General features: G+C 41.5%; 18 protein-coding genes, 7 tRNA genes and 2 riboswitches. Of the genes, 5 read left to right on the top strand and 20 right to left on the bottom strand.

All coding sequences use genetic code 11. The annotated features are described in order from the left end of the window. Positions 1–399: 399 nt before the first annotated feature. A riboswitch (THF riboswitch) is annotated at positions 400–495 on the top strand. Between the two features lie 73 nt (positions 496–568). Both INF20_RS05640 and INF20_RS05645 read left to right on the top strand, forming a co-directional pair. Then, positions 569–1,084: a folate family ECF transporter S component gene (locus tag INF20_RS05640; protein ID WP_226385407.1), complete on the top strand. Its 516-nt coding sequence runs from the start codon at positions 569–571 to the stop codon at positions 1,082–1,084. 75 nt (positions 1,085–1,159) lie between these two features. Beyond that, a riboswitch (FMN riboswitch) is annotated at positions 1,160–1,271 on the top strand. A 113-nt stretch (positions 1,272–1,384) separates the two neighbouring features. Further along, positions 1,385–2,533 (top strand): MFS transporter, encoded by a 1,149-nt coding sequence (locus INF20_RS05645; RefSeq protein ID WP_226385408.1) that lies wholly within the window; start codon positions 1,385–1,387, stop codon positions 2,531–2,533. A gap of 58 nt (positions 2,534–2,591) precedes the next feature. Here INF20_RS05645 and INF20_RS05650 read toward each other — a convergent pair whose 3' ends face one another. The 10 genes from INF20_RS05650 to murC form a co-directional block, all read right to left on the bottom strand. After that, positions 2,592–2,840 (bottom strand): RNA-binding S4 domain-containing protein, encoded by a 249-nt coding sequence (locus tag INF20_RS05650; RefSeq protein ID WP_226385409.1) that lies wholly within the window; start codon positions 2,838–2,840, stop codon positions 2,592–2,594. Positions 2,841–2,910: 70 nt separating this feature from the next. After that, positions 2,911–3,189 (bottom strand): HU family DNA-binding protein, encoded by a 279-nt coding sequence (locus tag INF20_RS05655; RefSeq protein WP_226385410.1) that lies wholly within the window; start codon positions 3,187–3,189, stop codon positions 2,911–2,913. A 58-nt stretch (positions 3,190–3,247) separates the two neighbouring features. Beyond that, positions 3,248–4,039 carry a nucleoside triphosphate pyrophosphohydrolase gene (gene mazG, locus INF20_RS05660; protein ID WP_226385411.1) on the bottom strand — a complete coding sequence of 264 codons (792 nt, stop codon included), beginning with the start codon at positions 4,037–4,039 and terminating at the stop codon, positions 3,248–3,250. 20 nt (positions 4,040–4,059) lie between these two features. Then, entirely contained in the window at positions 4,060–5,694 is a 1,635-nt protein-coding gene (locus tag INF20_RS05665; protein ID WP_226385412.1) for a putative polysaccharide biosynthesis protein, read from the bottom strand. Continuing rightward, a complete protein-coding gene (locus INF20_RS05670) occupies positions 5,691–6,977 on the bottom strand; it encodes an amidohydrolase (protein WP_226385413.1) in 1,287 nt (428 codons plus the stop codon). The genes INF20_RS05665 and INF20_RS05670 overlap by 4 nt, the downstream gene beginning before the upstream one ends. Before the next feature lie 189 nt (positions 6,978–7,166). Continuing rightward, complete coding sequence (gene mfd / locus INF20_RS05675) at positions 7,167–10,460, bottom strand: transcription-repair coupling factor (protein ID WP_226385414.1); 3,294 nt, start codon at positions 10,458–10,460, stop codon at positions 7,167–7,169. Further along, positions 10,447–11,010 (bottom strand): aminoacyl-tRNA hydrolase, encoded by a 564-nt coding sequence (gene pth, locus INF20_RS05680; RefSeq protein ID WP_226385415.1) that lies wholly within the window; start codon positions 11,008–11,010, stop codon positions 10,447–10,449. The genes mfd and pth overlap by 14 nt, the downstream gene beginning before the upstream one ends. A 9-nt stretch (positions 11,011–11,019) precedes the next feature. Then, entirely contained in the window at positions 11,020–11,967 is a 948-nt protein-coding gene (locus INF20_RS05685) for a ribose-phosphate diphosphokinase (RefSeq protein WP_226385416.1), read from the bottom strand. A 10-nt stretch (positions 11,968–11,977) separates the two neighbouring features. Beyond that, the gene (locus INF20_RS05690) at positions 11,978–12,667 is read right to left on the bottom strand and encodes a UDP-N-acetylglucosamine diphosphorylase (protein WP_226385417.1); all 690 of its coding nucleotides are present in this window, start codon (positions 12,665–12,667) and stop codon (positions 11,978–11,980) included. Between the two features lies 1 nt (position 12,668). Further along, on the bottom strand, positions 12,669–14,060 hold the full coding sequence (gene murC / locus INF20_RS05695; RefSeq protein ID WP_449757711.1) for a UDP-N-acetylmuramate--L-alanine ligase: 1,392 nt from the start codon (positions 14,058–14,060) through the stop codon (positions 12,669–12,671). A gap of 109 nt (positions 14,061–14,169) precedes the next feature. On the opposite strand from murC, the gene purR reads away from it, so the two are divergent. Both purR and spoVG read left to right on the top strand, forming a co-directional pair. Continuing rightward, positions 14,170–14,988 carry a pur operon repressor gene (gene purR / locus INF20_RS05700; protein ID WP_226385419.1) on the top strand — a complete coding sequence of 273 codons (819 nt, stop codon included), beginning with the start codon at positions 14,170–14,172 and terminating at the stop codon, positions 14,986–14,988. 77 nt (positions 14,989–15,065) lie between these two features. Continuing rightward, positions 15,066–15,347 (top strand): septation regulator SpoVG, encoded by a 282-nt coding sequence (spoVG, locus tag INF20_RS05705; protein WP_226385420.1) that lies wholly within the window; start codon positions 15,066–15,068, stop codon positions 15,345–15,347. A gap of 64 nt (positions 15,348–15,411) precedes the next feature. On the opposite strand, the gene INF20_RS05710 is transcribed toward spoVG, so the two are convergent. The 7 genes from INF20_RS05710 to INF20_RS05740 form a co-directional block, all read right to left on the bottom strand. After that, positions 15,412–15,486: transfer RNA gene (locus tag INF20_RS05710), tRNA-Cys, on the bottom strand. Positions 15,487–15,490: 4 nt separating this feature from the next. Then, positions 15,491–15,565 (bottom strand) — tRNA-Gln (locus INF20_RS05715). A gap of 37 nt (positions 15,566–15,602) precedes the next feature. Then, positions 15,603–15,678 (bottom strand) — tRNA-His (locus INF20_RS05720). A 43-nt stretch (positions 15,679–15,721) separates the two neighbouring features. After that, a tRNA-Asp gene (locus INF20_RS05725) sits at positions 15,722–15,798 on the bottom strand. Positions 15,799–15,811: 13 nt separating this feature from the next. Next, positions 15,812–15,887: transfer RNA gene (locus INF20_RS05730), tRNA-Val, on the bottom strand. Positions 15,888–15,897: 10 nt separating this feature from the next. Beyond that, positions 15,898–15,974, bottom strand: a tRNA-Met gene (locus INF20_RS05735). A 70-nt stretch (positions 15,975–16,044) separates the two neighbouring features. Continuing rightward, complete coding sequence (locus INF20_RS05740) at positions 16,045–16,767, bottom strand: CpXC domain-containing protein (protein WP_226385421.1); 723 nt, start codon at positions 16,765–16,767, stop codon at positions 16,045–16,047. Positions 16,768–16,896: 129 nt separating this feature from the next. Between INF20_RS05740 and INF20_RS05745 the strand changes: the two genes are divergently transcribed. Continuing rightward, entirely contained in the window at positions 16,897–17,649 is a 753-nt protein-coding gene (locus tag INF20_RS05745) for an exodeoxyribonuclease III (RefSeq protein ID WP_226385422.1), read from the top strand. A gap of 299 nt (positions 17,650–17,948) precedes the next feature. Here INF20_RS05745 and INF20_RS05750 read toward each other — a convergent pair whose 3' ends face one another. From INF20_RS05750 to INF20_RS05760, 3 genes are all read right to left on the bottom strand, one after another. Beyond that, the gene (locus INF20_RS05750) at positions 17,949–18,215 is read right to left on the bottom strand and encodes a hypothetical protein (RefSeq protein WP_226385423.1); all 267 of its coding nucleotides are present in this window, start codon (positions 18,213–18,215) and stop codon (positions 17,949–17,951) included. After that, positions 18,212–19,459 carry a DNA polymerase Y family protein gene (locus tag INF20_RS05755; protein WP_226385424.1) on the bottom strand — a complete coding sequence of 416 codons (1,248 nt, stop codon included), beginning with the start codon at positions 19,457–19,459 and terminating at the stop codon, positions 18,212–18,214. Before INF20_RS05755 ends, INF20_RS05750 begins: the two co-directional genes overlap by 4 nt. A gap of 322 nt (positions 19,460–19,781) precedes the next feature. Continuing rightward, positions 19,782–19,857 (bottom strand) — tRNA-Met (locus INF20_RS05760). Between the last annotated feature and the right edge of the window lie 24 nt (positions 19,858–19,881).

The raw sequence follows: 19,881 nt of genomic DNA on the forward strand, positions 1-19,881 counted from the left end.
TTAGAAAGTTTATATCTTGCTCAAGTTACGCCAGGCTTTTATTTCTTAGCCCGAATTATTGTTTTGAGTCTCTTAGAAATTGTCAGAAACCTCTATTACCTTACTGGCATAGTCTGTTTCTTATCTTTGACTTGTTCTTTATACTATGAAGTTTTTTAGGTTCTGTCCGCTTCAGCGAACTTTATTAGTTTAACAGAATCAAATTGCCTTGTCAAGAAATATTTATTTCTTTTTCGAAGTCTTTTTGACTTCCAATTTCTTCTGTTAAGCTGCCTTAACGACAGCTTTGTCAGTATACTAAATGACACATACCATGTCAATAGGATATTTAAAAAAGTTTTACATCCATAATCAACGGTTTCATTGACTGCCAATATATTCTGTGATAGTCTTTAGTTGCGTAGAGTAAATATTGTGCGTCAAGTGCCATGGGATGGGATGTTGCCTGTGGACGAAAAGCAATCCGGCTTACGATACAATATTGCGTCCGCTACTACACTTATGAATATGAGAAACAGGCTCTTTTCTAGCAGTGTAGGAACACTCTATCGTCGAAAGGAGTTTTTTTATGAAGAAAGCTAATCTGACATATCAGCTGATAGTGATGGCGTTTCTTATTGCTCTTGAGATCGTATTTACGAGGTTCCTGTCGATACAGCTTCCTATAGCAAGAATCGGTTTCGGATTCCTGCCTGTAGCTGTAACCGCTATAATGTTTGGCCCTATTAAGGCCGGCATATGTTATGCCATCGGCGATGTCCTCGGGATGTTGATCTTTCCTTCCGGAATGTATTTCCCGGGATTTACGCTATCAGCTTTTATCACAGGCGTCCTTTACGGACTAATACTGCACAATCGTGAAGTGACTACAAAGCGTGCTTTTCTTGCAGCCCTTACCGTTTTATGCAGCATCACGGTAGTTTTAAACACCCTCTGGCTGTACATTATGATGGGACAGGGTTTCTGGGCACTGGTACCTACACGACTTGCAGAAGCAGCTCTTATGCTGGTGGTACAAACTATTACAATACCGTTTATCTGGAATAGGGTCATTCTCAAAATCCCAATGAAACCTATTTTCTAATCTGCACATCAATGCAATCGGTTGACAGCCGTACCGCGGTTTGTTATCCTGTTTATAACAAATAAATACGGAATCGGATTTCTTCTAGAATGAGTCATTTACTCTACTGGCGGTATAGCCCGCGAGCGAAAGCTAATTCGTTTAAATCACGAAGCCAACAGTGAAGTCTGGATGAGAGAAGAAAGACAAACCTTATTTTAAGGTGCTTTCATTTCTTTTCTCATATAAAATCTGAACGGCTAAATCGGGAAACATCTTAAAAAGGTGTTTCCCTTTTTTATTCGGAGGTGACAGATATCTATGAACACTATGAAAAAGGATATAGGTAAAGCGGGTATAGTCGCAATAATGTTTATGAGCAGTCTTACTGTAATGGTTGGAAATGCCATAACTCCGGCTCTACCTGAGCTTGGAAAAGTATTTGGACTTGGCAATTTTGCTTCATGGCTCGTAACCGCCCCTGCCTTAGGAGTTGTTGTTACTTCTATCTTCTTTGGAAAACTTATTGATAAGGTCGGGCCTTACAAGGTTGGCGTAGCAGGACTGTTTTTTTACGGTTTAACGGGAGTTTTAGGCGCCTTTATGCCTAATGCTGTACTTTTATTTATCGATCGATTTCTTTTAGGTGCCGCAACGGCAACCATCATGAGTTCGGGAGTAACGCTGATTGCAGGATTCTTCCAAGGAGAAATGCAGCTTAAAATTTTAGCTATACAGGGCATGTCCATGGAATTTGGCGGCGTCGTTTTCTTGGGCGTTGCAGGCTTTCTGGCGGATTTCACTTGGAAGACTCCATTTTTCATATATGCTTTAGGCTTCCTTGCCCTACTTATGATTCTAATATTTATCCCTGCTATAGGGCCTATTTCAGAAAATAACGATGACAATAATAATCAAACCAATGCAAAAGGCGTACCTCTTGCTTTAGTACTGCTTATAGCTTTTTTAGGAATGCTGATGTTCTTCACTGCGATGGTTTCTCTGCCTATATATCTGCAAAACAACCTTGGCTACTCTCCTTCCTTTACAGGATATTATCTGGCTGTTTTAGATTTAATCGCAGTTTTAGCTGCAGGCTTTATGCCTAAGATTGTCGCTAAGATTAAAGCCCAAGGATGCCTTACCATCGCCTTTATATGCTATGCTCTTGCATATATATTGTATTTTATTTCACCGGCAAAAATTATTCTGGCTATCGCCGTTGTATTTATGGGCCTTGGTTTCGGACTTTCTACTCCACTGTTTAACAGTCTTGTTGTCAGCAAAAGCGCTCCGGAAAAGAAAGGTATCAACGCCAGTCTGTGCACAATGGCCATGTTTACAGGACAGTTCCTGTCTGCCATGTTAGTTTCGTTTATTTCTGGCCTGTCGTTATTTATAATAGCTTCATCCATCGCTATAATAATTGGAATATGTATACTTCCCGTTAGCCGATATTTTGCGAAATAACCAACTTCCACAATAGATTGTTTAAACAGTAAGAGCAGCATCGACACAGATGCTGCTCTTACTGATTTTCAATCACTTCATACATTGTTCCGGCGTCCTCTTTTCTTTGAGAATCCTTTGTATCCAGAACTCTTACTGTTATTATCTTTGTCCCAAACTCAATTCTTATCGTATCCCCTTCGACAACTTCTGTACCAGCCTTTGCTACCTTGCCGTTAACTGATACTTTACCGCTGTCACAGGCTTCTTTTGCCACCGACCTTCTTTTTATAAGTCTAGAGTTTTTAAGATATTTATCTATTCTCATTATTATCTCCCAAAATAAATTTTAAATAATAAAGGGAGCAGCCTTCGCCGCTCCCCAAAGCATTTTATTCCTATTTGTTTACGGAATCCTTAAGAGCTTTTCCGGCCTTGAATACAGGAGCCTTAGAAGCTGCAATCTGGATAGTTTCGCCAGGCTTTCTTGGGTTTCTGCCAGTTCTTGCTTTTCTCTGACGAACTTCGAAAGTACCGAAGCCGATCAGCTGAACTCTTTCACCCTTTACGAGAGATTCTTCGATGGAAGCCATAGTTGCGTTTACTGCCGCTTCAGCGTCCTTCTTAGTAAATCCTGTTTTTTCTGCTACTACTGCAATCAGTTCTGCTTTGTTCATGATATTTCTTCCTCCTTATATACGCGTTTATGTATAACAGTTGTATACATATTAACTGTTATTCACTTCTTTTAACTTCTTCCCAGATTTTATCCATCTCTTCAAGACTCATATCTTTAAGATTTTGATTTCTATCTGTTGCCGTCTGCTCCATTTCAGCAAATCTTCTGATGAACTTTTCACTGGTTTCATGAAGCGCAGCTTCAGGATCAATCTTTAAAAATCTGGCTATGTTCACAACGGAGAACAGGACATCACCCAGTTCTTCTCTTATATGTTCGGGATTGCCTTCTGCGTATGCCTGAGCAAACTCACCTGTTTCCTCATGGAGTTTATCTATGGCACCGCTTACATCATCCCAGTCAAAGCCTGCATTTGCAGCCTTCTTCTGTACTTTGTAGCTGCGCATAAGAGCCGGCATTCCCTTAGGCACATGCCTCAACTCATCGGTATAGGACATGCTCCCATGCTCACTACGCTTGATATTTTCCCATTTTTCCAGTACTTTGTCAACACTTTTTGTATTTTCTTCTGCAAAAATGTGTGGATGTCTGCGTATCATTTTTTCACATTCGTCGTTTATTACATCTGTAATATCAAACGTTCCCTTCTCTTCTTCCAGAGCACTGTGAAAAATCACCTGCAGCATTACATCTCCCAATTCCTCTCTGAGATTGTCATAATCCTGCCTGTCTATAGCATCGCAAACTTCATAGGCTTCCTCGATCATACATGTCTTAAGACTTTCATGAGTCTGTACCCTGTCCCATGGACATTCCTTTCTCAGAAGAGCCACTATATCGCAAAGTCTTGCTATCGCCTCTTCTCTTGTGGTTGCCTTTTCTTTCATCTTCTTATCTTTCCGTTTTACTATTTAACAAACTTTCCTACTATCCTTACCAGCTTATCTCCTTTAGGAAGCATTGCCAGCTCTTCTTTTCTGATAGCCTTTGTCACAAAAATCATTATTACATAAACTACAACGCCGACACCGACACCGAGCAGTGTAGCAATGCTGTTATGACCTGTAATTCCCATAAATAGCTTATATGCTCCGAAAACAACAGCTCCCATCAGCGCTGATGCTATAAACGGCTTAACGAATGTAAGTCCTGCATCAAGCTTAGTTCCTGTATATTTCTTAACCGCTCTGAGGTTCAATGTCACTGCTATTATATATGAAACTACCGTACCTATGGCAGCACCATTGACATTTATTGATGGCATTCCCACAAGTATCCATGTCAGCAGTATTTTAACCACCATACCTATCAGCAGATTTTTAACTGGCACCATCTGCTTACCAACACCCTGCAGTATTCCGGTTACCGTCTGAGTAGTGGAAAGGAACAGCACACCAAAGGCATTTATCATCAGTATAGAAGCTGCGTTTGAAGCACTTTCCACCTGATTAGGATAAAGCAGCAGCAGTATAGGTTCTGCTAAAACCATAAGGCCAAAGGCACAAGGGAATCCTATTATAACGGACATTCTTATACCCAAGGATACATTGTTGTTAAGGTTTTCCCTATTTTTAGTCTGATAAGCCGCCGCTATAATCGGCACAATAGAAACAGCTACAGCCTGAGTTAAAAGCTGCGGGAAATTGATTAGAGAACCCACAAAACCGCTGAGCTGACCGTAAAGTTCCTTTGCCATTTCCTGAGAAAAGCCTGCTCCGTCTGTCAATCTATTCATTACCAGCGCAGAGTCAATTAGGTTTGAAATTGGCATTATCGCAGCCCCTATGGTAATAGGCACAGCAATAACTAATATGTCTCTCATGATTCTGCCGTTGGAGTCGCTACCCATGGAAGCTGTTCTTCTTACTTTTGAAAGGATTCCCTTTCTTGCAAGCATATATATAAAAAGGATCATCAGAAGGCCGCCCAAGCTTCCTGCAGTAGCTCCCAGATTTGCACCGGCAGCTCCTCCTGCATACTTGTCATATCCTCCGAATACTCCGTCACCTACAACGAAGAACAATATGTATGCAGCTCCAAGTCCGATTACCACTCTAAAGAACTGCTCAACAATCTGAGATACCGCCGTAGGTTTCATGTTCTGCATTCCCTGAAAATATCCCCTGTATGCAGCCATTATCGGCACTAGCAAAAGGGAAGGTGCTATCATCCTCATGGCAGGCGCCGAATCAGGATTGCTCATAAGTGCTGCTATCTGCGGTGCAAATATGAAAAGTATCAGGAAGAATGTAAGCCCCATACCAAACATCAATCTCGATGACAGGGTGAACACTCTATGGGCCTGATAGTAATTTCCGACAGCTATACTTTCAGAAACCATCTTTGATATCGCAACCGGAAGACCTGAAGTTGCCAGTATCACCAAAAATGCATAGATATAATAGGCCGGACCATAGTTGGCCATGCCCGTATCGCCTATCCAGTTGACCAGAGGCAGTCTGAAAACTGCTCCCAGTATCTTTACCACGATTCCCGCTGCCGCCAGAACCGTAGCTCCCTTTATCAAAGACTGTTTATTCATATTTCAGCCAATATCTCCTTTGTCGCTTTCTCAGTTTCGTATATTACCTTTTCTATATCTAAAGTTTTGTATACTCCGTTTTCATAAAGCACGCGGCCGTCTACCATGGTCATAACAACATCCGACCCCCTTGCCGCATATACGATATTTCCTAGCAAATCGTGCTTTGGATGCATCCACGGAACATCCGTATTAAGCATAATCAAATCCGCTTTGTTACCTTCTTTGATACAGCCGCAGTCCGTTCTGCCCTGTGCCATTGCACCGTTTACAGTAGCTGCCATCAATGCCTGCTTCGGTGTAATAACCGTAGGATCTCCCGTAACCAGTTTAGGTAGCAGCGCAAACATCTTGATTTCTTCCATAAAATCCAAGCAGTTATTGCTTGCTGCACTGTCGGTTCCTATGGTAATGTTTATCCCTTTATCCAAAAGCTTAGGAATGTCACATATGCCGCTGGCCAATTTCAGGTTACTAATCGGATTTACGCATATGCTGACTCCTTTTTCTTTAAGAATATCTCTATCATCCTCCTCAATCCACACACAATGTGCTGCTGTTGAAGGAGTGTCAAATATTCCGAGGCTGTTTAGGTATTTAACCGGAGTCATATTGTATTTTTCTTTACATTCTTCATGTTCTTTTTTTGTTTCAGACACATGCACCTGCATCCTAGCACCGATGCTTTTAGTGTATTCAGCCAGCTGCCTTGCACTTTCCGGTGTAGAAGTGTATTCCGAGTGCAGACTCATATCTATTATAATTCTGCCCTCTGCTGCCCCATTGTATTTTTCATAGGCTTCTATCATTTCCTTTGCACGATAGGAGCTCATAAAATCGCTGTCATCGAAATGAGAAATGGATCTGCTTAAATTGCTTTTCATTCCGCTTTCCGTAACCGCAGCGGCCATTTCATCCATAAAATAATACATCTCCGAAGTGGACACTATCCCAAAGCGCATGCATTCTGCCATGGAAAGCAGAGTAGCATAATATACACCTTCAGATGTCAGCTTATCCTCAAAGGGAAAGATTTTTTTAAACAGCCAATCCTGAAGTGCCATGTTTTCTCCGTAACCCCTCATAAGCCCCATAGGTGCATGGGCATGACCGTTAACAAAGCCTGGCATCAGAAGCCTGCCTTTTCCGTTGCGAACCTCGCCAAAATCTTCCTCTGGCATTTGGTTCGAAACATAGACAATTCTGTCTCCGCGGACGCCGACATACATATTTTCCTTTATATTAAAATTTTCATCAAGTATAGTAATTTCTTTAAATAACATATTTTTCACCCGAAATATTTTACATGATGATTGTGGATTTTTCAATAAAACAGGCAAATAAAAAGCCCCCGGCGGCAATTAAGCAGCACCGAAGACCTTAATTGACTTATCTGTTTATCCTCTGAAAACCACTGTTTTCAGTCAGCATAAGTATATTACTCCTATAAAAGTTTCAAGTCAATAGAAAAATTACATTTCTGTAACTTTTCTACCCATGGCTGAAAGAAATTCCGCTACATCCTCTAGCACAGGTATTCCGGATCTCTTATAGATAACCAATGGCTTTGTTCCCTTTGCAGCATATGTAAATATAAGCCGCTCTTCTCTTTCCTGGATTTTCTTTATATCCAAAAGTTCTGCCAAAGATTTTATCACAGATACCTGTATCAGATTAAGCACCTCATCAGGTGCAGCGCCAAACCTGTCTTCAAGTTCCTCTTTGAGTTCTGCAGCCTCCGACTGATTTTCAACAGAAGCAATCTGCTTATAAACGTTAAGCTTTGTCATCTCGTCTGAAATGTATACATCCGGAATATATGCAGGCACTTTGATGTCGATGGTTATTTCTTCTCTTTCATCCTTTATGATGCTTCCCTTCAAAGCAGCCACTGCTTCATCCACGAGCCTACAGTAAAGCTCATATCCTACATCTATCATGTGGCCATGCTGCTGAGTGCCGAGGATATTGCCCGCTCCTCTTATTTCCAGATCTCGCATTGCCACCTTAAAGCCTGCTCCAAACTCCGTAAATTCCTTGATAGCACGAAGTCTCTTTTCCGCCGCTTCATTTAATACCTTTCCCCTTTTATACATCAGATAAGCATAGGCAAGCCTTGTGGAACGCCCTACTCTGCCCCTTAACTGATATAGCTGGGAAAGTCCAAATCTGTCAGCATCTATTATTATCTCCGTATTAGCATTTGGTATGTCTATGCCGGACTCTATAATCGTTGTGGCTATCAGCACGTCAGCTTCGCCGTTTACAAAACTCATCATCACATCCTCAAGCTGAGTTTCATTCATCTGACCGTGTCCCACTATGATTTTTTTATCAGGCACAAGCTCCTGTATCTTCTTTGCCAAGCGCTGTATTCCTTTAACCCTGTTAAACACCACAAACACCTGACCGCCTCTGCCCACTTCTCTTTCAATGGCTTCCCTTATAATATGGTCGTTTTCTTCGGTAACATAGGTCTGTACCGGAATCCTCTCACGGGGAGGTTCCTCGATAACGCTCATATTCTTTATCCCCGTAAGAGACATATGCAGCGTCCTTGGAATTGGAGTAGCCGACAGTGTCAGTACATCCACATTCTTTTTAAGTTGCTTTATCCTTTCCTTGTGAGCAACACCAAACCTCTGCTCCTCATCCACAACCAATAATCCAAGGTCCTTAAAGCGGACATCCTCCGAAAGAAGTCTATGAGTGCCTATTATGATATCGATTTGCCCTGCTTTGAGCTCTTTTATTATTTCTTCCTGCCTTGAGGCACTTCTGAATCTGGACAGCATTTCCACCTTAAATGGGAATTTTTCAAAACGCTGCTTTAATGTATTGTAATGCTGATTTGCAAGAATAGTTGTAGGTACCAGTACAGCCACCTGCTTTCCTTCAGCAGCACATTTGAACATGGCCCTTGCAGCAACCTCTGTCTTACCGTAGCCCACATCACCGCACAGCAGCCTATCCATGGCCTCAGGCTTTTCCATATCCCTTTTAATTTCCTCTATGCACCTGAGCTGATCATCTGTTTCCTCATATGGAAAATCATCCTCAAATTCCTTCTGCCATACCGTATCGGGACCAAACATATGTCCAGGCTCTGCTTTTCTTGCCGCAGACATTTCAATAAGCTCCCTTGCCATTTCAGCAATAGCTTCCTTGGCTCTCGCCTTTGTCTTTTTCCATTCGGTTCCAGACAGCCTGTAGATTTTAGGAGTTATTGACTCCGAGCCTACATATTTCTGAACCATATCCATATTTTCTACAGGAACATAGAGAGCGTCGTCTCCTGCATATTTTATATGGATATAATCCTTTTTTATTCCAGCTATTTCAAGCTGCTTAATGCCTAAAAATTTTCCTACGCCATGATTTTCATGTACTACAAAATCACCGGGCTTTATTTCAGTAAATGCTTTAATCGGCTGAGCATTTCTTGATTTTCTTACTCTGCGTCTTGAAGCCTTCCTATTTCCAAATATATCCCTGTCGGTTATGATAACCTGCCTATCCCTTGCAAATTCCATACCGCGACTAAGCTCACCAGTTCTTAGACTTACATTTTTCGCAATGCCTTCTCTAGAAAGGAAATCCTCTATGCTAGCCTTTCGCTCATCTGTTGAACACACCAGGGAAATCTTAAATCCGTTTTTGATATATCTTTTTATTTCTCTAGCAAACACATCTAGCCTGCCGTTAAAATCGAGGACTTCCTTTATATCGGGATCTTGAATTGAACCTATGTCCGTGATGCCTTCAAGGTTTCTTGCATAAGGCATAAGCAAAACAGCACCATCGATGCCATTTACTAGGCGTAGGTAGTCATCTTTTCCCGCCATGTTCTCAAAATCTTCTTTTACTACCTTTTCTCCTTTGAGAAATTCTCTAAAATCCCCGTTATATTCCAGTGTCCTTACATCCATGGCCTCCTGTATTCTAACAGGGTCGTCGATTATCAAAAGAGGATTTTTCATATATCCAGCAATATTTACAGGATTTTCATAAAAACAGTCCATATAAAATTCCATCTGCTGCATATTATCCATGGAATCCAACTCGTCAATCAATTCTTCTTTTCTCGCCGGTATGGAAGCATATCTTTTTTCAAATACCTTTTTAGCCCTATCGAAGGAGTCCTCCTCATCTATCAACGCAATAGCAGGGAAAATATCAGCCCACTTCACTTTTTCTACGGATCTTTGCGTATCAACATCAAAATATCTCATGGAATCCACTTCTATATCAAAGAATTCGATTCTGAGAGGATCATCATCATATGGGGTGAAAATATCGAGAATACTGCCTCTTAATGCAAACTGTCCGCTGCCGTAAACCATAGCAACTCGTTCATATCCCATTTTTACAAGGCTTTTTACCACCGTTTCAGGCTCAAGTTCATCTCCCACCTTTATTGTCACTGCACTTTTGGAAAACACCATTGCTGGAGGTAGTTTTTTTATGGAGGTAAAAGCAGGGGCGATGATGACACAATCCTCATCTGTAATGGCAGCCCTCATAGCTTTAAGCCTTGTCATCATCTGATCTCTGTTCTTTGCATCGTAAAAGGTCAGGGTGTCGTCTTCCTGATCCATCATATATATGTTTTTTGACACGAAAAAAGAAAGGTCAGACGCTAGGTCCTTAGCTCTGTTGGCATTGGGAACCACAATCAGTGTCTGTCCTTTTCTATCTTCAATTAGTTTTCCGCTGACAGCAGCGCTCCTGCTGTCAGATATTCCTGTTATCTCAATCACTGCCATTATATTTGTTCATCGCCATGTCGATTCCGTCCTCGACTATGGAAATTACTCCTTTCGCAGCTCTCTGTACCGCCTTTTCCATCAGCGGTACTTCTTCTTTTGTGAAATTGCCTATAACATGATCAACCAAAGGTGCTCCGCCACTGGCTCCTATGCCTATCCTCACCCTCGGAAATGAATCTTCACCTAAGTCGTATATTATGGACTTCATTCCGTTATGTGTTCCGGCACTGCCCTTCTTTCTGATTCTAACCGATCCTTTTTCTATATCGATATCATCATATATAACAATAAGCTGAGAAAGCTCCGTCTTGTAATAGGCAACTATTTCTCTGACCGACTGCCCACTAAGATTCATAAATGTCTGAGGCTTTACCAAAAGAACTTTTTGGCCGGAGATGCGTCCCTCTCCGACCAAAGCCTTATGTTTAAGTTTATTTACTTTTATGCCCAGCTCATCGGCCAGATAGTCAATAGTGATGAACCCGATATTGTGTCTCGTGTTCTCATATTTTCTGCCTGGATTTCCAAGCCCGACTATAACGTACATATTTAACTCCTATTTAAACAGTTCGCTGATAGGCTTGCTGTCATGAATTCTCTCTAAAGTTTCCGCAAAGAGAGCAGCAACGGAAAGAGTCTTAAATTTGTCGCTAACATTCTTATTAAGCGGAATCGTATTGAGGAGCACAACTTCACAGAAAGGAGATTCTTCCAATCTTTCAATTGCTGGTCCCGAAAGAACCGCATGAGTTGCACAAGCTCTTACGCTCTTTGCCCCAAGGTCCATCAGAGCCTTACCTGCATTGCAGATTGTTCCTGCAGTATCAATCATGTCGTCAACAACGATGCAGTTTTTACCTTCTATATCTCCGATGATATTCATTATCTCGCTCTTATTAGGTTCCGGTCTTCTCTTATCGATAATGGCAATAGGAGCATTGAGAGGCTCTGCCATTTTTCTGGCCCTTGTAACGGAACCGTGGTCAGGAGAAACGATTACCAAATCATCCAGATGGTTTTTAGTGTAGTACTCCACCAGGATAGGCATACCTAAAAGATGGTCAACAGGAATGTCGAAATATCCCTGAATCTGAGCTGCATGAAGATCCATGGTTATAACCCTGTCAGCGCCTGCAGCTTCCAAAAGATCGGCCACCAGCTTTGCTGTAATTGGATCTCTTGCCTTTGCCTTTCTGTCCTGTCTTGCGTATCCGTAGTATGGTATAACCACATTGATTCTACCTGCAGATGCTCTCTTAAGAGCGTCCATCATTATAAGAACTTCCATAAGATTGTCATTTACAGGGTCGCAGGTTGACTGAATAATAAAGCAGTCAAATCCTCTGACGGATTCTCCTATGGAAACGGATATTTCGCCGTCGCTGAATTTTTTTACTTCCGCTTTGCTCAGCGGTTTTCCCATGATTTTGGCAATTTCTTCAGCCAGTTCTCTATGGGAATTGCCGGAAAAAAGTTTGAAATCCGGAAAAGCTATGTTTTTCATCTGTTCCTCCTTATTTTCTACGGCCCTTAATAAGACCTCTCTTTTTAACCCATCCTTCTATAACGCGGCCTTTGCTTCTGGCCACATAAAGAGCTTCTGACGGCACATCAGTGGTTACCGTACTTCCTGCCGCCACATACGCTCCTTCTTCCACAGTCACTGGAGATACCAGATTTGAATTGCATCCGATAAACGCTCCGTCCTTTACAGTAGATCTGTATTTGTTTGTGCCGTCGTAATTTACGAACACCACTCCGCAGCCTAGGTTTACTTCTTCTCCAACATCTGCATCACCTATGTATGTCAGATGAGAAACCTTGCTACCGTTTCCAAAGTTGGAATTCTTAATTTCCACAAAGTCTCCGACCTTGCAGTTATTTCCCACATTGCTGCCTGGTCTCATATATGCAAAAGGCCCTACTTTAGTGTCATTTCCCACTTTGCTTTCGATAATCACCGAATTTTGTATCTGCGTACCGTCACCGATTACACTGTTTTCAATACGGGTGCACATACCTACAACACAGTTTTCTCCTATCTGACTGTCCCCTTCGATAATCACCGACGGATATATGCATGTACCGCTTCCGATTTTGACATTTTCGTCGATATAAGCGGTATTTATATCCATAAAGCGAACCCCGTTGGCTTCGTGTCTTTTATTTATTTCCAGTTTTTTCTGTTCAGTAAGTTCCATCATTTTACTCTTCACCTTTCTCAATCAGCATTTCGCCGATTTTATAAACATCTCCAGCTCCCATTGTGATTATTAAATCGCCTTCTTCGCTGTTTTCATTGACAAATTCGGCAATTTCCTCAAAGGTCGGGAAGTAACGCACTTCCTTATCTGGGAAGTGTTTCTTTATCGCCGGCACCAGTGAACTTGAACTTATCTTATGAATGTTTTTCTCTCTAGCCGCATAAATTTCCACCAAAACCACGCAATCCGCTTCTCCGAAGGAAGCCGCAAACTCGTCAAAGAGAGCAATAGTTCTTGTATATGTATGAGGCTGGAAAAGTACCCACATCTTTTTGTGAGGAATATTATGAGCTGCAGAAAGTGTAGCTCTTATTTCCGTCGGATGATGAGCGTAGTCGTCTACTACCTTTGCACCTTTAGCAGTTGTGCCCAATATATCAAATCTTCTCTCTGTACCTTTGAACTCAGCTAAAGTCTTTTTAGTAACTGCAGACTCAATGCCAAGCATATCTGCACAGGCAATTGCCGCAAGGGAATTCAATATGTTGTGTTCCCCTGGAATGCTCAAATGAATAGTTCCAATCTGCTCACCATGTTTGTAAAGCTCATATGTAGGAAGTCCGCCATGGTCAAACTCAATATTTATCGCCGCATAATCACAGCTTTCTTCCAGGCCGAAGGTGATAACATTATCAAGTCCCTTTACAGCTCTGCTCACAAACGGATTTGCGCTGTAGGCGATAATCATACCATCTTCAGGGACAAGCCTTGCAAACTTCTGGAAGCTTTCGGATATATGTTCAATATCCCTGAAATAGTCCAGATGATCTGAATCTATATTCAAAATAATTTCCACTTTAGGTCTCAGAGAAAGGAAGCTGTCCATATACTCGCAAGCCTCTGTAACAAAATAATCTCCATGACCTACTCTAACATTTCCCTCAAGCTCGTGAAGATTACCTCCAACCAGCAACGTAGGATCCACATCTGCGTTTTTCAGTATAAGAGAAATCATAGATGTGGTCGTTGTCTTGCCGTGGGTACCGGCAATGGCAATGCTGGTATGACTCTGTTCCATTAACCGCCCCAGCATCTCAGCTCTCGTTACTGTCTTTATTCCCAACTCATGGGCTCTTGCAAGCTCCGGATTATCTTCTCCGATGGCCGCTGAATAAATAACCAGATCAGCACCTTCTACATTTTCGGCGCTGTGTCCTATATATATTTTTGCTCCGTCTCTGATAAGTTTTTCGACATTTTCACCTTTGTTCATATCGGAGCCGGAAACTTCATAACCCTTGGCTATGAGTATATCCGCGATGGCGGAAAGCCCTATGCCGCCGATTCCAATGCAATGAATCCTTTTCGCGTTTTTTAAATCTATCATACTCATCCTCCCCTGTAATAATGCACAAAGATTATATCATAAAACCGCATCCTTTTGTGGAGTGAATTCAAAGTTTTTGGTAAAATGACACCATAGAAAACAGGAGGAAATTACCATGAAAAGATCCGAGAGAACAGCTCTCATTTCAAAGATTGTATCCGATGCACCAGGAAAGGTTTTCGGGCTTTCATATTTTTGTGATATATTCGGCACCGCCCGTTCCACAGTAAGCGAAGATATATCCGTTGTCAGACGTAGCCTTGAAGCCCATGGACATGGCAAACTTATAACCGTTTCCGGTCCAGGAGGCGGAGTAAGATATCTACCTTTTGCAGATGAAAAGTCCGCCCTCGATATACAAAATCGACTGTGCAATGCCCTTAATGATAAAAACAGAATGCTTGGAGGCGGCTTTCTTTATACTTCAGACATAATGTTTGATCCCTCATTTTCCACTGATATGGCAAGAGTATTTGCAGGACTCTTTTTTAACACCGATGCCAACTGCGTTGTAACGATTGAAACCAAAGGAATCCCTTTGGCACTTATGACCGCAAGACTTTTAAATTTGCCTACTGTAGTAGTAAGGCGCGAGCCTCGAATTTCCGAAGGACCAACCATCAGCATAAACTATTTTTCGGCGGCAGCTGAAAAAATGCAAAAAATGTCCATTTCCAAAAAAGCTGTAAAACCGGGATCAAGGGCTATAATCATAGATGACTTTATGAGAGCAGGAGGCAGCATAAAGGGCATAGGCGAACTTTTATCAGAACTTGATGTAACAGTTGTGGGCATAGGCGTTGGAATAGCTTCCATCACACCAAAAACAAAGAAAATTTCAGGTTATCGCCCGCTAGTTTATTTGGGAGATGTGGACGAAAGTACAGGCCTCATCGAAGTTACTCCGAATTTTCAAATTTTTGAGAATATTTAAATTGTTTTATCGCTCTTAAAAGTATATAATTAAGTTATACATATCGATTGTTATACTAGTAAGAAAGGGCGGTACAAATGAATATAACAGATGTAAGGATTCGCAGGATTAACAGTGACGGCAAAATGAAAGCCGTAGCCTCCATTACCTTTGATGATGAGTTTGTGGTTCATGATATCAAAATCATTGACGGGCAAAACGGACCATTCATAGCAATGCCGAGCCGAAAAGTTGCAGAAGGAGATTTCAGAGACATCGCTCATCCTCTCACATCGGAGACCCGCGGCAGAATAAAAGATGCCATCTTCGCAGAATATGAAAAGGTTCTGGCAGAAGGCGAAGCCGCGCCTGAAGTTTGAACTGCGGGTTAACATCAAATAAAACGAAAAAAGAGAGTCACTATTCAGTAACTCTCTCTTTTTATGGAGGCGACACCCAGATTTGAACTGGGGAATAAAGGTTTTGCAGACCTCTGCCTTACCACTTGGCTATGTCGCCAGATTGGCTAGGGTAGCAGGATTCGAACCTGCGCATGACGGAATCAGAATCCGTTGCCTTACCGCTTGGCGATACCCCAACATCTGTATTTAACTACCCCTTTTGAAAAAAATAAATGGGGTGAAAGGTGGGATTCGAACCCACGCATGACGGAGCCACAATCCGTTGTCTTAACCACTTGACTACTCCCACCATATCATAGTTCCACATATTTTTCAACAGGATAAAAATAAATTGGCGATCCGGATCGGGTTCGAACCGACGACCTCCAGCGTGACAGGCTGGCATTCTAACCAACTGAACTACCGGACCGCATATTTATTTATGGTGGGCGCTATAGGGCTCGAACCTATGACCTCCTGCTTGTAAGGCAGATGCTCTCCCAGCTGAGCTAAGCGCCCTCAAATAAAATGGTAGCGGCGAGAGGAATCGAACCTCCGACCTTTCGGGTATGAACCGAACGCTCTAGCCAGCTGAGCTACACCGCCACGCTCGCAGCAACAATTACTGCAAGAGTTATGATACCATTGGAACAGTTCAAAGTCAAGCAGTTTTTATTTATTGTTCAGAACCCTTTTCCTCGACTTTTTGACTTTTAGCCTGTTCCTCATTTTTCAATACAAACATGTTCTTTGCCCACTCAAAATCTATTCTGGCAAAACCTTCATCCATATTTTCTTCAACAAGCTTACCAAAATCATCAACTAGTTTATCATATACTTCCCTATCGGCACCGATTATCAGTTCTCTGTCGCTTTCAAAGAAAATAGTAAAGCAATATCCACCGTCCTCTGTCAGATTAAGATACATTTCACTAATTCCTTCCTCTGCCAGTTTTTCATCGCCGGTAATTGCCGGTATTTGAGAAAGATATACCATCTTCATCAACTCCGCCATGCAATCATCAAGTCCCGCATCTTTTATGATGACCTTTTCCTTAAGTTCATTGGGATTTGAAACAACTCTAAGAGTATATGGTTTACCATTCTCGTCTTTTTTCTTTATTGCATTCATCTGTTCTGACATTTCTGCCAGTTCTTTTTCCGTTGCTTCCGGCAACATCCATATCATCAGTCTGGCATCGTCATCCACATAAAGGCAATTATACACCAGTGGTACTGTATGACCGCACTTGGCGCATTTGAAAACAAAAATTTCATCTGCCAATAGCTTTTCCTTTCGCTTTTCATTGGCAGTTACATCTACACATTCCCATATTTTTGTTGTCTGCTCGGTTTTGCATATTGGGCATTCGATTGCCTGCATATTAAAATCAGCCATATCTACTGTTATCCTCCTGTTACAAGTTTTAAGTCTCGCCTAATGATTATATCATATAGTAATGCACTGACGCGACTTTTTTGTTATACTCTATTTCTAAGATATATAACACCCTACATGGAGGAACAGATGAAACTTATTTCATGGAATGTAAACGGCCTTAGGGCTTGTATAAAGAAAGGATTTATGGACTTCCTTGCATCCGCAGACGCTGATATACTCTGCTTACAAGAAACTAAGATGCAGGAAGGACAGGAGATCATCGAAACACCTGGTTACCATCAGTTCTGGTGCAGTGCCGAAAAGAAAGGGTACTCCGGTACTCTCACCTTAACAAAGGAAAAACCTCTGTCCGTTTCCTATGGTATCGGCATTGATATACATGATCACGAAGGCAGAGCTGTCACCGCTGAATTCAACGATTTTTATCTCGTTAATTTTTATGTGCCAAATTCTCAGGATCAGCTTAAAAGACTGGCTTATCGAATGCAATGGGAATATGATGTAAGAGATTATCTGTCACAGTTGCGAAAAAGCAAGCCGGTTATAGTATGCGGTGATATGAATGTGGCGGCCGAAGAAATTGATCTTAAAAATCCGAAAACCAATAGAAAAAACGCCGGTTTTTCTGATGAAGAAAGAGAGAAATTTCGACAACTAAAGGCTTCCGGATTTATAGATACCTTTAGATATTTTTATCCTGATCTGGAAGGTGTATATTCCTGGTGGAGTTATCGCTTCAATGCGAGAAAAAACAACGCAGGATGGCGCATAGACTATTTCCTAGCTTCCGAAGAACTGGAAAGTCGATTGTCCGATGCAAAAATTTTAACTGATGTTATGGGAAGCGACCACTGTCCGGTGGTACTTGAACTTAAATAATTGCGAAAAGATGCCCTTCATGGCATCTTTTTTTGCACATAAAAACACCGACCTTCTTTTGCTTCTTTACGCAACTTCCAGTCGGTGTTATCTCTTCACTTCATTTGACATTTCTGGTGGACTCACTCCCTTTCTTTCTCTCTGTCTTCCGCTTTTTCTTTTTTCAGGAGTCTTACTCGCTCCCTTCTTTTTCTACTCTTCCTCTGTTCTTGTCTTAATTATAGCATCTCATCTTTCAAAGTCAATGGGTTTTGCAAAAATATTTTAAATTTTTTTACAATTCTGTTTATTGTACATTTTCATATTTTATATAACACCCATCGACATTCCGAAACCATATATTTCAGTTCATATATCCTTTCTATATTGCCAAAAACACTCTGGCATTTATATATAATACTTTCGATACCTGCAATGCGTTTTCTTTCATGTCCAAATATTTTATTCACCTGTACTGTAATCTCTTCCTCCGAATCTTCCATTATTTTAAACTTATACGGCATAGGTGTCCCGTCATCATACTCAAACACAGCTATGGTTTTTATCGGTTTTGATACTATTTTCACTGCTTGAAGCCTCCCATCATAATATAATCTCCGTCATTAACGCCACCTTGGATTGGTGAAATTTCAGTATTTGCAAATCTGCCTCTGAATATACTGCCATCTCCGAAAAGTTTCCTAATTTCATCCACCACCTTATCCAGCTTTTCGTTTCTCTCTTTGTTTTTACTGTCAAACATGGATAGTTGCACCTGATTATGACCATACAAATCTGATAACGATACACTCATGGCCCTCACCGGTTCTCCTTTCCACATTTCATCAATAAGCTGTTTTGCAATTACATAGATTTCATCTGTTGTTTCTATGGTGCCTGTTAATTTTATCTGATGACTGTATCCGTTAAGATTGCTGCTTCTTATATGCACCCTTACAAGTCCTGCGACTTTTCCGTATCTGCGTAGCCTTTCTCCTACCCTTTCGCACAAAGCCAACAACTCTGTATCAATTTCCTCTCTTGTCAAGAGATCGTAGGAATATGTCAGTCCGTTGCCTAATCCTTTTCGCTGTATTTCTTCGTTTACTGTTACCGGTTCATTATCGACGCCATTGGCATAGTTATGTATTAAAAGCCCATGGCTCTTAAGCACCGTCTTAAGCCATACTGGCGACGCCTTTGCAATATCTCCAATGGTATTTATATTGAATTTTTGCAACTTTTTTTCAGTTGCTCTCCCCACCATAAATAATTCTCTTGCAGGAAGTGGCCACAGTTTTTTCGGTATCTCGTATTTCCACATGGTGTGAATCAAATCGGGCTTTTTCAATTCTCCTGCCATCTTTGCACACAGCTTATTTTCTCCGATACCGATATTAACGGTAAATCCTAATTCCTTTTTTATGCGTTCCTTTATTTCGTAGGCCGCCGCAATGGGATTTCCCATTGCTTTTTTGCATGCTGTCATATCGCAAAAGCATTCATCGATGCTGTATCTCTGAATCAATGGTGTATATTCATAAAGCATTTCATACATGGCTTCACTGCACGAAAGATATAAATCATAATCTGGTGCAAACACCTTAAGCTCAGGACATTTTTGTTTTGCTTCAAATAAACTTTCTCCTGTTTTGATGCCGAATTTCTTTGCCGCAATGGATTTTGCAAGTATTATCCCGTGGCGGTTTTCCGGATTTCCGGAAATCACCGCAGGCATATTTCTTATATCCATACCATATCCTTTTTCTATCAGATCTGCGGCCGTCCAACTCAAATAGGCACTATTTACATCCACATGAAATACAAGCATTAATGTCACCTCTCTGTGTTTACATTATATCGAACATATGTTCGCATTTCAAGGACAAAAAAACAGATGCTGTCGCATCTGGTACTTTCTTGGTTGCGGGGACAACTCTTACTCCCTTCGGTCGTCGTTCCTTCGCCGCTCTTTGATTTCTCTTTTCCTTTTACGGCGGCTACGCTGTCGCATTTTGCATTGCGGCTAACTGAAAAATCACCCTGCAGCTAAAGCTGCGCAAAATCCGCAGGACTTTTCACCTGCTCGCAGGTTCAAGCACTCTCCCCGAATCTAAAATAAAAAACAGATGCTGTCGCATCTGGTACTTTCTTGGTTGCGGGGACAGGACTTGAACCTGCGGCCTCCGGGTTATGAGCCCGACGAGCTACCAACTGCTCCACCCCGCGATATCTATTAAGTTGTGTTGCTAA

Source organism: Gallibacter intestinalis (assembly GCF_014982745.1).
GTDB classification, from domain to species: Bacteria; Bacillota; Clostridia; order Peptostreptococcales; family Anaerovoracaceae; genus Gallibacter; species Gallibacter intestinalis.

Excerpts from the sequence above, each read along its gene's own strand:
- INF20_RS05640 (WP_226385407.1), top strand. The coding sequence starts at position 569 with ATGAAGAAAGCTAATCTGACATATCAGCTGATAGTGATGGCGTTTCTT.
- INF20_RS05645 (WP_226385408.1), top strand. The coding sequence starts at position 1,385 with ATGAACACTATGAAAAAGGATATAGGTAAAGCGGGTATAGTCGCAATA.
- INF20_RS05650 (WP_226385409.1), bottom strand. The coding sequence starts at position 2,840 with ATGAGAATAGATAAATATCTTAAAAACTCTAGACTTATAAAAAGAAGG.
- INF20_RS05655 (WP_226385410.1), bottom strand. The coding sequence starts at position 3,189 with ATGAACAAAGCAGAACTGATTGCAGTAGTAGCAGAAAAAACAGGATTT.
- mazG (WP_226385411.1), bottom strand. The coding sequence starts at position 4,039 with ATGAAAGAAAAGGCAACCACAAGAGAAGAGGCGATAGCAAGACTTTGC.
- INF20_RS05665 (WP_226385412.1), bottom strand. The coding sequence starts at position 5,694 with ATGAATAAACAGTCTTTGATAAAGGGAGCTACGGTTCTGGCGGCAGCG.
- INF20_RS05670 (WP_226385413.1), bottom strand. The coding sequence starts at position 6,977 with ATGTTATTTAAAGAAATTACTATACTTGATGAAAATTTTAATATAAAG.
- mfd (WP_226385414.1), bottom strand. The coding sequence starts at position 10,460 with ATGGCAGTGATTGAGATAACAGGAATATCTGACAGCAGGAGCGCTGCT.
- pth (WP_226385415.1), bottom strand. The coding sequence starts at position 11,010 with ATGTACGTTATAGTCGGGCTTGGAAATCCAGGCAGAAAATATGAGAAC.
- INF20_RS05685 (WP_226385416.1), bottom strand. The coding sequence starts at position 11,967 with ATGAAAAACATAGCTTTTCCGGATTTCAAACTTTTTTCCGGCAATTCC.
- INF20_RS05690 (WP_226385417.1), bottom strand. The coding sequence starts at position 12,667 with ATGATGGAACTTACTGAACAGAAAAAACTGGAAATAAATAAAAGACAC.
- murC (WP_449757711.1), bottom strand. The coding sequence starts at position 14,060 with ATGAGTATGATAGATTTAAAAAACGCGAAAAGGATTCATTGCATTGGA.
- purR (WP_226385419.1), top strand. The coding sequence starts at position 14,170 with ATGAAAAGATCCGAGAGAACAGCTCTCATTTCAAAGATTGTATCCGAT.
- spoVG (WP_226385420.1), top strand. The coding sequence starts at position 15,066 with ATGAATATAACAGATGTAAGGATTCGCAGGATTAACAGTGACGGCAAA.
- INF20_RS05740 (WP_226385421.1), bottom strand. The coding sequence starts at position 16,767 with ATGGCTGATTTTAATATGCAGGCAATCGAATGCCCAATATGCAAAACC.
- INF20_RS05745 (WP_226385422.1), top strand. The coding sequence starts at position 16,897 with ATGAAACTTATTTCATGGAATGTAAACGGCCTTAGGGCTTGTATAAAG.
- INF20_RS05755 (WP_226385424.1), bottom strand. The coding sequence starts at position 19,459 with ATGCTTGTATTTCATGTGGATGTAAATAGTGCCTATTTGAGTTGGACG.